Raw genomic sequence first — 15,423 nt, 5'->3', positions numbered from 1 at the left:
AGGAGAAGCCCGTGTCCCTGCCGTCCCCTGCCCGCGCCGCCGACAGTCACGACCGGGCGGCCGACGTCGTGTGCGTCGGCGAGACGATGGCCGTTCTCGGACCGCCGGACGACGGCCCGCTCGCCGAGCAGTCCGTGCTGAGCATGGCCATCGGCGGTGCCGAGTCCAACGTCGCCTGCGGGCTCGCCGGACTCGGGCACCGGGCCGCCTGGCTGAGCAGGCTGGGCGACGACCCGTTCGGCCGTCGCGTGCTGGCCGAACTGACGGCGCGCGGGGTGGACGTGAGCGCCGTGGAGACCGATCCGGAGCGCCCGACCGGCGTCTACTTCAAGGACCCGGCGCCGGACCCCGGAGCCGGCCCCGGCCACACCCGCACGTACTACTACCGAGGCGGGTCCGCGGCGTCCGCGATGGGGCCGGAGCTGGCCCGGCATCCCGCGCTCCGCCGGGCCCGGATCCTGCATCTGTCGGGGGTCGCCGCGGCCCTCTCCGACAGCTGCGCGCGTCTGCTGGAGACACTGCTCGTCGGTCGGGGCGGCCACGCCACGCCCGGCCCCCTCGTCTCCTTCGACGTGAACCACCGCCCGGCCCTCTGGCGCCATGAACGCCATGAACGTCATGGGCGCCATGAAGGTACGGACGCCGCACGCAGTCTGCTCGCACTCGCCCGGGCCGCGGACATCGTGTTCGTCGGCCGCGACGAGGCCGAGGAGCTGTGGGGCACCGCCCGTCCGGACGACATCGCGGAACTGCTCGCGCCGGCGCCCATCGTGGTCGTCAAGGACGCCGAGCACGGGGCGACCTCGTACGCCGGTGGTCTGCGGACGTTCGTGCCCTCGCTGCCCACCAAGGTGGTCGAACCGGTCGGCGCGGGGGACGCGTTCGCGGCCGGCTATCTGACGGGAGTGCTGGAGGACCGCGACGAACGCTCCCGGCTGCGCCTCGGCCACCTGGCGGCTGCCGCCGCGCTGCGGACCAGGGACGACGTGCCCGAAATGCCGTCGCGTACGGAGACCGATCGCTGCCTCGCCCTGGACGAGGACGCGTGGGCCGCCACCGCGCGCCGCTGAGAGGACTCCGGTCACAGCGGCGGCACAGTCGGGGCACAGAGTCGCGGGGCACCCTCGGGGCACACGACGCGCCGAGGCTGAGACAAGACGGCAATCGAGCCAACGAGTGGCCGAACAGGGTGTGTTGGGGGCCGGTGTCGCACACGGGCCGAGTGGTGAGGAATAACGTGGGCGCCCACGACCGGCGTTCGACGGTTCCGTGGTCCTCAACCACCCACGCATACGCACGCACAGGAGCGTCCATGACTGACGAGGCAGAGAACTCCGAGCCGGAGGCGCTCTCCAGGATCGACACCTCCGTGCCGCAGTCGGCCCGGATCTGGAACTACTGGCTGGGCGGGAAGGACAACTACGAAGTCGACCGGATGGCCGGTGACGCGTTCCGCGCCGTCTTCCCCGCCATCGAGACCGGAGCGCGTGCCGCCCGGTACTTCCTCGCCCGCGCCGTCCGTCAGCTGGCCGCCGAGGAGGGCATCCGGCAGTTCCTGGACATCGGCACCGGGCTGCCCAACGTGGACAACACCCATCAGATCGCCCAGCGGGTGGCCCCCGAGAGCCGGATCGTCTACGTCGACAACGACCAACTGGTGCTGGCACACGCCCGCGCGCTGCTCACCAGCACCCCGGAAGGCGTCACCAACTACGTCGACGCCGACCTGCGCGATCCGGACACGATCATGCGGGAAGCCGCCAAGACCCTCGACTTCGACCAGCCGGTCGCTCTGATGCTGATGGGCATCCTGGGCCACATCGAGGACTACGACGAGGCACGCTCGATCGTGCGGCAGCTGGTGGACGCGCTGCCGCCCGGCAGCTACCTCGTGCAGTACGACAGCACCGACACCAGCAAGGCGTACGTCGAGGCCATCCAGCAGTACAACGACGGCGGCTCGATCCCGTACATCCTGCGCAGCCCCGAGCAGATCGAGGGCTTCTTCGAGGGTCTGGAACTGCTCGAACCGGGTGTGGCGTCGTGCTCGCGCTGGCGTCCCGACACCGAGGCCCTGGGCCTGCCCGCCGAGGTGCACCAGTACGGCGGCGTCGGCGTCAAGCGCTGAGGCGGCCCGTCGGCCGGTGAGCGCCGGCCGACGGCTCACCGCGCCGGCCGACGGCTCACCTCCGGGGTCAGGTCTCCTGGAGGACGCGGTGGAGGATCGTGGGCGTCTCCTCCGGTGACTCGGCTTCGAGCCCCAGGCGGTTCATGACATCCCAGTAGCGCTCGATCTCGGCCGGCTTGTCGGGATAGAGGGCGGTGGCCAGCTGTTCGAGACAGACCACGTCGGGCAGCTGACCGCCGGGCAGGCGCAGGATGGTGACCGGACCGCCCTCGGCCGCGTAGCCGCCGGCGAGGAACGGGATGATCTGGACGGTGACCTGCGGGAGCCGGCAGAGCTCGATGAGATGCCTGAGCTGGGCGCGCATCGTGTCGACGCCCCCCACCGGGCGCCGGAGCGCCGCCTCGTCGATCACGGCCCACAGTTGGGCGGGCGGATCCCGGTGCAGAATCCGCCGGCGCTCCATACGCAGCGTGACGCGCCGCTCGATCTCCTGAGCGTCGGCGTTCGGATGGCCGAGCCGGACGGAGGCGCGCGCGTAGGCGGGGGTCTGCAGAAGGGCGGGTACGCGCTGGACCTCGAAGCAGCGGATGACGCTCGCCGCCTGTTCGGCGCCCAGATAGGTGTGCATCCAGGCGGGCACCACATCGCTGTAGTACTGCCACCAGGCAGGGGTGTTGGTCTCGTCGGCCAGCACCAGCAAGGTGGCGCGCTCGGCCTCGTCCGTGACTCCGTAGTGCGTGAGCAGATCGGCCACGTCACGCGGCTTGCACCCGTGCCGGCCGGCCTCCAGGCGGCTGATCTTGGACCGGGAGGCGCGGATGACATGCCCCGCGGCTTCACGGGAGATCCCTCTCTCCTCCCGCAGCGCGCGCAACCGTGCGCCCAGCACCAGACGCGGCAGCACGGGACCGGCCGACTGGCCGTCCAGAACTCTGCGGTCGGAGACACTGCTGTCCAACGGTGAACCTACGGCCTCTGTCGTGCCCATGGCAGTCTCCTTGCGGTGAACGCAACTCCGCGCGCATCCGAACACTGTGCCCGGCCATCCTAGGGGCTGTCCTGTACATGATCTTCAACTCAGGAGCCGGCCCCAGCTCCGCGCACGCCTGCCAGGAGGTCCGGTCCGACGGTGTGGCCCAGCAGGTGCAGGGGGCCCGCTGTCACCCCCGCGCGTTCGGTGGCCTGCCAGTAGGCGAGGGCCGCCGCCTCGTCCACCAAGCCTCGTACCAACGGCAGTTGCGGTTCCGCCGCGTGCAGGAGGGATTCCGTTCGGCAGGACGCGAGGGTTCCTGCCGGCCATGACTGGGCGAGGTATCCGGCCGCCGCCGCTGCCGGCAGCCCCTCGGCGATCTCGCGGTCGAGGTCGCCGAGGTGCAGGAGTCCGCCGCCCAGGACGAGTACGTCCCGGCGTTCCCGCATCCGGGCCAGCGCCCGCCCGCTGTCGAAGCAGTGCGGGAAGGAGTCGTCGACCACGATGGTGCCGGGCGTCAGCCGGTCGACGTCCAGGAGCGTGTGGGTGCTGCTCACCGCCGTCACCAAAAGGTCGGCCCCGTACACGGCATCGGGCAGTGCGGGCCGGGATTCCGCCACCGCCACCTCGTCGGCCCGGCCGCGTTCCCTCAGTCGTCGTGCGAGTTGCCGCAGCCGTGGTCCGCTGCCGGGCGCGTCGCAGAGCAGCAGCCGCCGTGGCGGCCGGAGGGCCCGGGTGAGCAGCAGGTCCAGGGAGGCCGTGCCGATCGATCCCAGCCCGACGAAAGCGACGTCGAGGTCCGCCAGGTCCCTTCCGGTGGCGGCGAGTGCCGCGTGCACCGTCCGGACCACGGAGACGACGGTCGCCGCGTGCCCGGTCGTGACGGCTGCCGGGCCCAGGTCCGCGGACCGCAGTACGTCGAAGCCGTAACCGGTCAGCGAGGGGATCATGCCGGCCAGGGAGACGCACCGGGCTCCGAGCGAGGAGGCGAGCGACACCGCGCGGGCGGTGTGCGCGACGAGTTCGGGGTCCCGGCCGAGTTCGTCGGAGAACAGGGGCACGCAGACGAAGCCCGACCTACCGAGCGGTGTGCGGACCGTCTCCAGCAGGCGTGGCGCGCCGTCGGGGAACAGCGTCGCGCGCAGGTCCTCCCGTCGCAGGGCGTCCTCGGGCAGGCCTGCCAGCCGGGCCAGGTGGCCGGGGGCGGGCAGGTAGCCGACCAGGGCGGCGTCCATCGTCTGCCGGGGTGGACTCGACGGGCGGTTCCTGTCGCGTGGGCGCACGGCACGCGTGAGCCGTTCCCGCAGCGCCCGGGCGAAGCCGTCCAGCGCCGACGGGGAGAAGGCCGCGGCCGATCCTCGTACCGTCAGGCGCAGTCCTGTGCCCTCCGGGCGTGCGGCCAGGAACACGTCCGTCGCCGACGACGGCGGCGCGAACGCGCTGTCCCCGTCGTCCCACGACGCGGTCAGCGACTGCCCGTGCGGAGCGGCGAGGACGGAGAAGTCGAGGTAGGTGAAGAAGAACTGCGAGGTCAGGGGCAGTCCGTCGGCATTGCGGGGCACGATGTCCTCATGCCTGCGCGCTTGTTCGGCCTCGGCCACGATCCGCCGCAGGGCAGCAGCGAAGTCCTCCGTCCGTCCGTCCGCCCGTGCGACCGTCGGCCGTAGGGGAACTGCGGTGGCGAACGGGCCGAAAACACGGTGTGCGTCGAGCGTCAGGCCCCGGTCGCGACCGCTCACCGCCAGGCCGACGATCAGGTCCGCCTGACCCGTGAGCCGCGTCAACTGCTGGTGGTACGCGGTCAACAGCGGCGCGTACAGGGTGGCCCCCGCCTTCGCCGCGAGCGCCCGCAGCGACGCGGTGCACGCGGCATCGAGTACGAATCCCGCCGACAGGAACTCCGCTCCGTCGTCCTGGCCGGTGGTGCGCAACGGGGGTTGCCGGTAGGGGGCGTCGACCCGGGCCCGGCGCTCCGCCGCACCCGGCGCGGTGTCCGGCCGCGCCTCGGCCGACAGCAGGGCGTGGTCACGGAAGGTGGCGCGGGACGCGGGCGGTTCGGGGGTGCGGCCCGCGGCCAGCCGGTCGTAGACCGCCGTCAGTTCCTGTACGAGGAGTGCGGCGCTGTAGCCGTCGCCGATGAGGTGGTGTGCGTGGACGAGGAGGACGTGCTCGTGCTCTGCGAGCGTGAGGACCCGGAGCCGGAGCAGCGGCCAGGCCCACGGTTCGAAGCGCCGTTCCGCCTCGGCCGCCGCGCGTCCGTCCACCTCGGTGGGGTCGGTACAGGTCTCGAAGGCGACCGGCAGGCGCAGGGAGGGCGGGAGTTCCTGCTGGACGGGCGGTCGGGCGCCGGCGGGGAAGACGGTACGCAGCATGCCGTGGCGTTCCACCAGCAGGTCCACCGCCGCTTGGAACACCTCCGGGTCCAGTGGGCCGGACAACCGCAGCCGCGCGGGCCAGGAACCGCCTCCGCCCGGCGAGAGGGCTTCGGCGAGGAGGAAACCGCGCTGGGCCGGCGTGACGGGGAAGGGAGCCGCGTGGTCCGTGGACGCGGTTGCCGCCGGCGTTGGACGCCCTTCCGCGGCGGTCGCGTCCACGGCGGCGGCCAACTTCGCGAGGGTGCGGTTGTCGTAGATCACCGTCGGGCGGGGCAGATCCGTCCCGGTTTCGCTCAGCCGGGCGAACACCTGGAGGACGAGCAGCGAATCGCCTCCCAGGTCGAAGAAGTCGTCCTCCCGGAAGACGGCGTCGACCTCCAGCAACTCGGACCAGACGGAGGCCAGTTGGCGCTCGGTGGCCGTGGCAGGGAGAGCCTTCCCGCCGGTGGCCGCCACCGGGGTCGAGGGAGAATCCCCGAGCGCACGGCGGTCGATCTTGCCGGTGCCGCTGAGCGGCAGCCGGTCCAGCACCGTGATCCGCGCCGGAATCATGTACGGCGGCAGGAGACCGGCCACATGGCGGCGCACGTCCGGCGGCTCCGGTTGCCCGGAACCCGGCCGGGCGGTGACGAACGCCAGCAGCCGCCCCTCGCGTGCGACCACCGACGCCTGTGCGATCCCGGGATGCGTCAGCAGGGCTGCCTCGACCTCTCCCGTCTCCACCCGGTTCCCGCGGATCTTCACCTGGTCGTCGATCCGCCCGAGGAACTCCAGAACTCCGTCCGCGCGGAGCCGGACCCGGTCGCCGCTGCGATACCAGCGCCGACCGTCCCGCACGGTGAACGCTTCCGCGGTCAGCTCGGGCTGCCTCAGATAGCCGGGGGTCAGGCCGACTCCCGCGATCAGGAGTTCGCCCGGTTCCTCCGGGCGGCAGGGCGCGCCGTGGGCGTCGACCACCGCCAGGTCGGTGCCGGAGACCGGCCGTCCGATCGGCAGGGTCCGTACGCCGTCGGCCGGACACGTCGTGATGATGTGGCAGGTGGCGTTGACGGTCGTCTCGGTGGGGCCGTACAGGTTGGTGATCCGCTGCCGGTCGCCGAAGAGGCCGAACCACCGGCGCACGTGCGCGGCGGACAGGGCTTCCCCGCCCACGTGCACCCAGCGCAGCGCCGACAGGTCCGGGCGGCCCGCTCCCCGGCGTACGCGCTCCTCGGCGGCCGACAGCAGTTGCTCCCACAGCGTCGGGACGGAACTCCACACAGTGATCCGGGTCCGCTCCGCGTACGCCAGCAGCAGCTCGGGATCGCGCAGCAGCTCCCGCGGTACGGTCACCACGGTGCCGCCGACCAGCAGGGGCGCGAGCAGCTGGCGTACCGAGGCGTCGAAGCACGGCGACGCCGTCTGCGCCAGGCGGTCACCGGCGTCGTAGCCGAACGTCCCGATGGCCCAGTCGAGGTAGTTCCCCATCGCCCGGTGCGTGATCGGGACCGCCTTGGGGCGGCCGGTGGAACCCGAGGTGAAGATGACGTACGCGATCGCGTCGGGCGCCGAGGTCGCATCGGGTACGGGCGACGCGGTGCCGGCCCGCGGGTCCGGCGAGCCGTCGGCGCGTACCGCACGCACTCCATCCTTGCCGAACAACTCCGCGACAGGCGCGGTCGGTTCATGGCACACCACGGTGGAGACGTCCGCGCGCCTCAGCTGGTCCGTCAGCCGGGCGGGCGGGTACGTCGCGTCCAGCGGGACCCAGCCCGCCCCGGCGCGCAGGATGCCGACGACGCCGATCACGGTGTCCGCGCCGGGCTCGGTGAGCAGCCCGACCAGGTCACCCGCACGTACGCCTGCCGCGTGCAACCGCGTCGCCAGGAGCTGCGAGGCGCGGTCGAGTGCCGCGTAGGTGAGGGCCGTTCCGTCGGCCTCCACGGCGGTGGCGTCGGGCGTGGCACGGAACCGGCGGAGCAGTCGGCCGACCACTCCGCGCGGTTCGTCGGTCTCCCGGGGAGACTCGGGGAACGGCGTGCACAGAGCGGCCAGTTCGGCGCGGTACTCCCCGTCCAGACGCGTCACCGTGCGCGGGTCGAACAGAGGCAACGGGAAGTTCCACGACATGCGCAGCGTCGACCCGTCCGCCCAGCACAGCAGGCTCAGCCGGGTCGCGGCCGATCCGGTGCCGGCCGCGTCGGCCCGTACCTCGACCGGGCAGTCGGCCGCCACGTGTGCCGGGAAGCGGGCGAAACTGAAGCCCGCCGGGCTCGCCGTCCGGGGACCACCGCCGGGCAGGAGACCGGCCAGCTCCAGGCTGCTCAGCCCGGCGTGCCGTTCGCTCTCCAGCCAGCCGCGGCGCAGCCGTTGCGCCAGCGCGACGACCGGTTCGTCGGGTTCGGTCGCGCAGAGCAGGGGGAGGGTGTCGGCGAGCGGGCCGACGAGCCGGTCCACGCCGGGGAAGCGTTCCTCGCGGCGGGCCCGGGCCACGTTGACCGCGATGTCCCGCCGGCCGGTCCACCGTGACAGGCAGCGCACATACGCGGCGAGCAGCAGATGGAACAGGGACACGTCGTGTGCGGCGGCCAGCCGTTCCAGACCGGCGGTGAGGGTCGCGTCGAGGGAACCGTAGTGCTGCACGAGCGGGCCCGACGGAGGTGCGTCGGGATCGCCGTCGTAGGGCAGCCGCAGCGGTTCGCCGCGCCCGGCCCGGTGTTCGGCCAGCCGCTCGGTCCAGTAGCGGCGGTCGGCGTCCGAGGCGGTGGTGCCGGAGGAGCGAGTGGTGCGGACGTACTGCGCGAAGCTCGGCGCGTCCGGCGTCGGCTGCGGGTGTTCTCCCCGCCACAGCGCGGTGTAGGCGGACCACAGCTCACCGGCCAGGACGTTCAGGCTGTATCCGTCCGCCGCCGCGTGGTGGACCACCAGCAACAGGTGCGCGACGCCCGCTTCCTGCCGGAGCAGCACAGCCCGTACGGGCGGTTCGGCCGTCAGGTCGAAGGGCTGGTTGCAGAGAGCCGTTTCGAGGTCGGCGACCTGCTCGGCCCCGCACTCGCGGACCTCGTACCAGGTCGACAGCGGAGCTGGCGGGGCCAGCCGTTGCGCGGGGCCGGCGCCGGAATCGTCGATCCGCAGGCGCAGCATGCCGTGCCGTTCGGCCAGGCCTGCCAGTGCCTGCCCCAGGACATGGGTGTCCAGGGGGCCGCGGACCGTCATCCGCAGATGACCGCGTGCCGGGACGCCGGGATGCAGCCGACTGCTGGTGTGCAGGGCCAGTTGTACGGGGGTGAGGGCGAAGGGGGCCGGGTCCGTGGCGGGTACGGGAGCGGACGCCTCCGCCCCCGCCGCTGCGGGGGAGCTGTCCGCGTCCAGGTGGGCGGACAGTTCCCGTACGGTCCGGTACTCGAAGAAGAGCGTGGCGGGCAGGGACCGACCCGACCTGCGTTCGAGTCGCTTGACCAGGTCGACCGCACCCAGCGAGTCCAGGCCCAGGGAGAGGAACGGCGCGTCGTCGTCGACGGTGGACGCCGGGACGCCCAGCGACTGTGCCAGCAGTTCCCGCAGCACCGCGGCGGTGCCGGACAGGGGCGTGGTCGTGCGGACCGCGGGCCGTGGCTCGCGCGTGCTGGGCAGGGGGGTGCGGGTGCGGGACCGGTTCGGCCGGTCTGTCGGCCGGTCGGCGAGGACCAGTTGGGCCTGGCCGGTGCCGCACGCGGTCCGCAGTGCCGCCAACGCCGGTGCGGTCGCCAGGAGTCGGCCTCCGCCGTCGGGGAGGGCGTCGGCGGCGAACGCGGCGGTGAGACCCGTCCCGGCGAACGGCCCGAAGTTCACCGACAGCCACGGCCGCCCCGCCTGCCGCTCGGCGCCCGCGAACGAGTCGAGGAAGGAGTTGGCCGCCGCGTAGGCACCAAGTGCCCCGGCCAGTCCCGGCAGCACCGAGGAGACGGAGGAGAACGCCACACACACGTCGGGAGTGCGGCCGTGCCGGGTCAGCGCCTCGGCCAGCAACACGGTGCCGAGCGTCTTCGCGCCCAGCAACTCCATCGTCTCCTCCACCTTCGTCCCGCGCAGACTGCCGGGACGTACGACTCCGGCCGCGTGGAGGACGGCGTCCGGCGCGGGCAGTTCGGCGATCAGCGCCTCCACGTCGTCCCGCGAGGTGAGGTCGGCCCGGTGGTAGCGGGCGTCGGCACCGAGACCGGTGAGTTCCGCCAGCAGACCGGTGGGCGGTTGCGGAGAACGGCCCGTGAGCAGCAGTACCGGTCTGCCACGCCCGGCGAGTTCCCGGGCCAGGGCGGAGCCGAGGCCCCCGGCGCCGCCCGTGATGAGGAAGGTGCCGTCGGCGGGCAGCCTGTCCTGGACGCCGGACGGATCCGCCGACCGCGGGGCGACGGTCCGTACCAGCCGCTGTCCGTTCCGATAGGCGACGGCACCCGCCGCCCGGGGTGCGGCCACCTCGGTGAGGACGGCTCGCAACCGCTGCTCGGCGTCGTCGAGGGAGGACAGGTCGACCCAGTCGGCCACCGCTCCGGCGGACTCCGACGGCACGGCGAGTGTCAGCCCGCCCAGTACCGCCTGGACCGGATTCGGCCGTTCCCGGCCGTGCCCGGTGGCGTGCGCGTCCTCGGTCACGACGAGCAGACGACCGGCCCCGGTCAGGTCGAACAGGGTCAGCGCCTCGTGGAACGCCGTGACCAGGTCACGCTGGATACGCTCGATCTCGGCCGACGTGCCACGGGCGGCGGGCCCGGCCAGCAGGATCACCGCCTGCGGACGGGCTTCGGGGGCCGCGCCCGTCTGCACGCCGTGGTCCGCGAGGCGCTGGGTGAGGTCGTACACGGCCGTCGGGTCCGGGCCGGTCACCAGCACCGGACCGCACGTGTTCGGCGCCAGGGGTGTTTCCTGCCAGGTGACGTGGTGCAGCAGGCCGGGTTCCCCGGCATCGGGCCAGTGGCGGCGCCGCTGGTAGGGGTAGGGCGGCAGTGGAACCCGCCGACGGCTCCCGTCGCGTTCTGTACGGTCCAGTGCCGTACCGCGTGCCCACAGGTGTGCCACGGTCTCCAGCAACTCGCCCGCTCCGCCCGGCGCGTCCTCCTGCGGAGCCCCGGAACGCTCCGGCCCCACGGGCGCGGAGATCACGAGGACGTCCCTGCCGGAGCCGGTCCTGTCCGCCGGCTCCCGCGCGGCGGCGGTCGCCCGGACGAGACCTGCGAGGCTCTCGGGCGACCCCAGTTCCACGAACCTGTCGTAGCCCTCGTCGAGCAGCCGGGTCACCGCCTGCCCGAACAGCACCGGTCGCAGGGCGTGTTCGCGCAGATGGTCCGGGTCCAGGCGCGGCTGCCACTCGGCTGTGAGCGTGCTCAGCAACGGAAGGCCGGGATCCGTAAACCTCAACCGGCCTGCTGCGGCGGTCAGTTCGTGGGCGATCGGCTCCATCAGTGGCGAGTGGAAGGCACGCGACACCTCCAGCGCGCGTACGGAAGCGCCTCGCGCGGAGAGTTCCCGCGTCGCCCGCCCGACCGCGTCGGGACTGCCGGAGAGCACCAGCCTGCCGGGGCCGTTGCGGGCGGCGACCGCGAGTTCCCGGGGGGCCGCCGCCACCAGGGCCGCGACCTGTTCCTCGTCGGCCCCGCGCACCGCCGCCATCGCGCCCGGTGGGGTCGACGCTCCCATGAGGCGTCCGCGTTCCGCCGCGAACGCCAGCGTGTCGGCGAACGACAGTGTTCCGCCGACGCAGGCGGCGGTCAGCTCTCCGACGCTGTGCCCGACGACCGCGTCCGCCCGTACGCCCCAGGCCCGCAACTGCCGGGCGAGCGCGACCCCGTGGGCCACCAGCAGCGGCTGGGCGATCTCCGTCGCGGCCTGCGCCTGTGCGTCCACCCCGGGGTCGACGCACCAGGCCGTCAACTCCCGTCCGTGCACCGCGCCGACGTGGGCCGACGCCTCGTCGAGCGTCTCGCGGTACACCGGCGCCGTCGCGTACAGCGCGCGGCCCTGTCCCGGTCGCAGCGAGCCCTGGCCCGGGAACACGAAGACGGTCCGCGGCCGGTTCGTCACCGTCCCGGCAGCCACGCCCGGCCGTCGGTCGCCGCCCGGAGCCGTGGCAGCGGTCAGGCGTTCGCGCAGGTCGCCGTCGGCCACGACGGCGAGGCGGTACGGGCCCTCGTCGCGGGCCGTGGCCGCCGCCCGGCACACGTCGCCCTCGTCCAACTCCGGGTGCGCGCGCAGATGGCCGAGGAGACGGGACGCCCACGCGTCCAGCCCGGCCGCGCTGTTCGCCGACAGGGTCAACAGGTGCGGGCCACTGTCGCCGGCCCGTTCGTGTGCCGTGGGCGGCGGTGCCTGTTCCAGCACGGCGTGCGCGTTGGTGCCGCCGAAGCCGAAGGCGTTGACACCGGCCCTGTGGGGGCCGGACGGGTCGGCCGACGGCCAGTCGCCCGCCTCGGTGACCGGCGCGAATCCGGACCGTTCGACGGCGGGCGAGGGCGGCGAGTGGTGCAGGGAGGCGGGCAGCCGGCCGTGCCGCAGAGCCAGGACCACCTTCACGAGCGAGGGCAGGGCGGCCGCGTTCAGCAGGTGTCCGACGTTCGTCTTCACCGAGCCGAGCAGGCGTGGCCGGCCGTCCGCGCGTGGCGGGAAGGCGTGGGCCAGGGACCGCAGTTCGATGGGGTCACCGACGGCCGTGCCCGTCCCGTGGGCCTCGACATACGTCACCGTCGCCGGATCGACGCCGCAGACCTCGTACGCGCGGGTGATCACCTCGCGCTGTCGCAGGGGGTTGGGTGCCATCAGGCTCAGTGAGGTGCCGTCGTTGTTGACGGCGGTGCCGCGCACGAGGGCGAGTACGTCGTCGCCGTCCCGGTGGGCGTCCCGCGGGCGTCGCAGGACGAGGGCCGCGCCTCCCTCGCCGGGTACGAACCCGTCGGCGGCCGTGCTGAAGGCGCGGCTGCGTCCGGTGGGGGAGAGTGCCTGGGCGGCTTCCAGGGCCTGGTGACCGTCCGGGGTGAGATGGAGGTTGACTCCGCCGACGACGGCCATGTCGCACTCGCCGTCCGCGAGGCTGCGGCGGGCCAGGTGCAGCGCGACCAGACCCGACGAGCACGCGGTGTCCACCGCGAGGGCCGGGCCGTCCAGGTCGAGGCAGTGCGAGACCCGGGCGGCGACGAGGTTCGGAAGGTTGCCCGTCAGCGCTGTCGCGGACGAGGTGAGGTCGGGGGAGGCGTCGGCGAGGATCCGGCGGTAGCCGCTGTCCCCGACGGCGGCGAAGACACCGATGCGCAGGCCGCGTCGGCGGGGTCCGGCGTAACCGGCGCGTTCCAGGGCCTCGTGGGCCAGTTCGAGGAAGATCCGGGCCTGCGGGTCGAGCGTACGGGCCTCTTCGTCGTCGATGCCGAAGTGGGCGGCGTCGAAGGCGGCGGGGTCGTCCAGGAAGGCACCCCAGCGGCCGGGCCGTGCGGTGCCGGTTGTGCCAGGGGTGCCGGGGGTGCCGGGGGTGGCCCAACGGTCCTGTGGCACCTCGGTGACGACGTCACGGCCGGCCGTCAGCAGGTCCCAGAACTCCTCCGGCGTGCTCGCGCCGGGGAAACGGCAGGCCATCGCGACGACCGCCGTCGCGGACGACGCGTCATCCGGCGAGGGCGGGTCCGACGGCTCGTCCGTGGGCGCCTTGCGCGTGGGCGGCTTGTGCGGCGTCGCGGCCTCTTGCGCCGTGACGGTCAGCAGGTGGTCGGTGAGCGTCGTGACGGTGTCGTTGCGCATCACGGCGGGCCCCAGCGTGAGCCCCAGGGACTCCTCCAGCCGGGCCAGCGCCTCCATGGCCTTCAGCGAGGTGCCGCCCACGTCGGAGAAGCGGTCCTTGTCTCCGAAGGAAGCCTCCGGCAGACGCAGTGCCCGGGCCCAGGCACTGCGCACCACTCGCCGCATGGCGTCGTACGAGCGAGGGGCCGCGGGGGCCGCGGGGACTTCGGGCGCTTCGGGGACTACGGGGGCTGCCGGGTTCCCGCAGGACGAGGACGAGGACGTGGACGAGGGCAGGGGCGAGGGCGAGGGCGACGAGGACGCCGTGGGCCGGTACGCGCCCTCCTCGAAACGGGCCCGCATCCGCTGTCGTTGCAGCTTGCCGCTCGTGGTGCGCGGGAACGCCGACGGCGGCAGTGCGAGCACGCGTACGTCGTCGTGGCCCAGTGCGGTACGGATCCGGCGCGCGACCCCGTCCAGGACCTCGGCGGCACCGCGCGGCGGCCGGGCCCAGGGAACGAACACCACCACCCGCTCGCCGCCGGTCACCGGGTCGGTCGAGCCGATCACCGCCGGGCTGCCCGGCGGCAGCCCGGGGCTCGCGCCCGCGACCTCCTCCATGTCCGGGGCGTGGAAGGTACGGCCGTTGAGGAAAAGGACATCCTTGTGCCTGCCGCTGACGCACAGCCGGCCGTCCCGCAGGAACCCCAGGTCCCCGGTCCGCAGCCACCCGTCCTCGGCGAAGGACAGTGCTGTCGTCTCCGGCAGCCGGTGGTAGCCGCGGGCCGTCTGCGGGCCCCGCACCTCGATGTGCCCCACCCGCCGGTCGCCCAGCGGCCGGCCGGTGCCGTCGGTGATCCGGACCGAGCAGCCCGGCACCGGCGGGCCGACGTCCATCACTTCCACGATGTCCGTCACAGCCACGACGTCCGTCACCTCCACGGCGTCCGTCACTGCCGAGACGTCCGTCCCCGGCAGGTCTTCCCCGTTCGCCGCCCCGTTCGCCGCGCGTTCCACGACCACGCCCCGGGCGAGTGCGGCCCGCTCCAGGGCGACGGGAACCGCCACTTCGCCCAGCGGCGGGAACGTGACGGCCAAGGTCGCCTCGGCCAGTCCGTACACGGGTGTCGCCGCCCGCGGATCCAGCCGGGCGGGACGCATCCTGGCGGCGAAGTCCCGCCACACCGTCGCGGAGATGGGCTCGGCCCCGACCAGGATTAGCCGCACCGCACTCAGGTCGAGTCCGGCGAGTACGTCGGCGGGTACGCGCCGGACGGTCAGCGAGAGCGCGAAGTTGGCGGCTGACAGGACCGTGCCCCGGTGCCGGGCGGTCACGTCCAGCCACAGGCGCGGGTTCTTCGCGAACGACAGCGGGCCGATCTTCACCTGCTTCGTCCGCGAGGCCAGCGGTGCCAGATGGGTGCCGATGAGACCCATGTCGTGGAAGTACGGCATCCAGCTGACCAGGACATCCTGCTCGGACAGGGCCGAGACGGCGACTATCTGCCGCAGGTTGGCCACCACGGCGGCGTGGGTCAGCTCCACGCCCTTGGGCGCGCCGGTGCTGCCGGACGAGAACTGCAGGAACGCCAGGTCGTCGGGCCCGGGTGTCGCGGGTGCGGCCGGAGTGGGGCACTCCCGCAGCGTCTCCAGCCGCAACACCTCCGCAGCGCCCGGCAGTTCGTCGGCCACCTCCGCGCAGGCCTCGTCCACCATGACGGGCGGGCGGCCGAGGTGTTCCCACACGGGCCCGACCCGCCGCGCGTCGGGCGCGAGCGGCACCGGCACCAGTCCGGCCGCCAGCGCGCCCCAGAACATCGGCTGGAAATCCTCGCTGCGGTCCGCGAGTAACGGCACACAGGTACCCGGGGCGACTCCTGCCGCACGGAGGCCGCCCGCGACCCGCAGGGACTCTTCGAGGAGTTGCCGGAAGGTGACGGCCACCTCACCGCCGTCCCCGCGGACGTGGACGACGACTTGTCCGGGTGCCCGGTGGGCCGCGTCCAGCAGCACGTCCAGGAGCGTTTCAGGAGGAGTCATGAGTCCGTTCGTTCGTGCGTGGGCGTGGGCCAACTGTTGGTGCCTGAGCGAAGCGTCCTGGCGGGCAGAAGGGGAGGCGGCGCGCTGCGGGGCCCCAAGTATGAGCAGTGCGGGAGCCCTGGACGCCACAGGCCCCTGCTCCCGTTCCCCGGTTCGGGGTCGGGCGCAGGGGCCTGGTGGGAGGACCGTACGGA

Annotated in this window: 4 protein-coding genes; 2 read left to right on the top strand and 2 right to left on the bottom strand. The window is 73.4% G+C overall.

From position 1 onward, the window contains the following. Positions 1-11: 11 nt before the first annotated feature. Both ACH4DZ_RS23450 and ACH4DZ_RS23445 read left to right on the top strand, forming a co-directional pair. Complete coding sequence (locus tag ACH4DZ_RS23450) at positions 12-1,070, top strand: sugar kinase (RefSeq protein ID WP_398289253.1); 1,059 nt, start codon at positions 12-14, stop codon at positions 1,068-1,070. A 242-nt stretch (positions 1,071-1,312) separates the two neighbouring features. Further along, positions 1,313-2,128 (top strand): SAM-dependent methyltransferase, encoded by an 816-nt coding sequence (locus ACH4DZ_RS23445; RefSeq protein WP_398289252.1) that lies wholly within the window; start codon positions 1,313-1,315, stop codon positions 2,126-2,128. A 67-nt stretch (positions 2,129-2,195) separates the two neighbouring features. Here ACH4DZ_RS23445 and ACH4DZ_RS23440 read toward each other — a convergent pair whose 3' ends face one another. Both ACH4DZ_RS23440 and ACH4DZ_RS23435 read right to left on the bottom strand, forming a co-directional pair. Beyond that, entirely contained in the window at positions 2,196-3,116 is a 921-nt protein-coding gene (locus tag ACH4DZ_RS23440) for a helix-turn-helix domain-containing protein (protein WP_398289251.1), read from the bottom strand. 89 nt (positions 3,117-3,205) lie between these two features. Next, entirely contained in the window at positions 3,206-15,229 is a 12,024-nt protein-coding gene (locus ACH4DZ_RS23435) for an amino acid adenylation domain-containing protein (protein ID WP_398289250.1), read from the bottom strand. Positions 15,230-15,423: the final 194 nt, after the last annotated feature.

Source organism: Streptomyces sp. NPDC017991, assembly GCF_044328075.1.
Lineage (GTDB): Bacteria > Actinomycetota > Actinomycetes > Streptomycetales > Streptomycetaceae > Streptomyces.
Note: the sequence above shows the minus strand (reverse complement) of the source record. Positions and strands in the feature narration are given on the sequence as shown.

Excerpts from the sequence above, each read along its gene's own strand:
- ACH4DZ_RS23435 (WP_398289250.1), bottom strand. The coding sequence starts at position 15,229 with ATGACTCCTCCTGAAACGCTCCTGGACGTGCTGCTGGACGCGGCCCAC.
- ACH4DZ_RS23440 (WP_398289251.1), bottom strand. The coding sequence starts at position 3,116 with ATGGGCACGACAGAGGCCGTAGGTTCACCGTTGGACAGCAGTGTCTCC.
- ACH4DZ_RS23445 (WP_398289252.1), top strand. The coding sequence starts at position 1,313 with ATGACTGACGAGGCAGAGAACTCCGAGCCGGAGGCGCTCTCCAGGATC.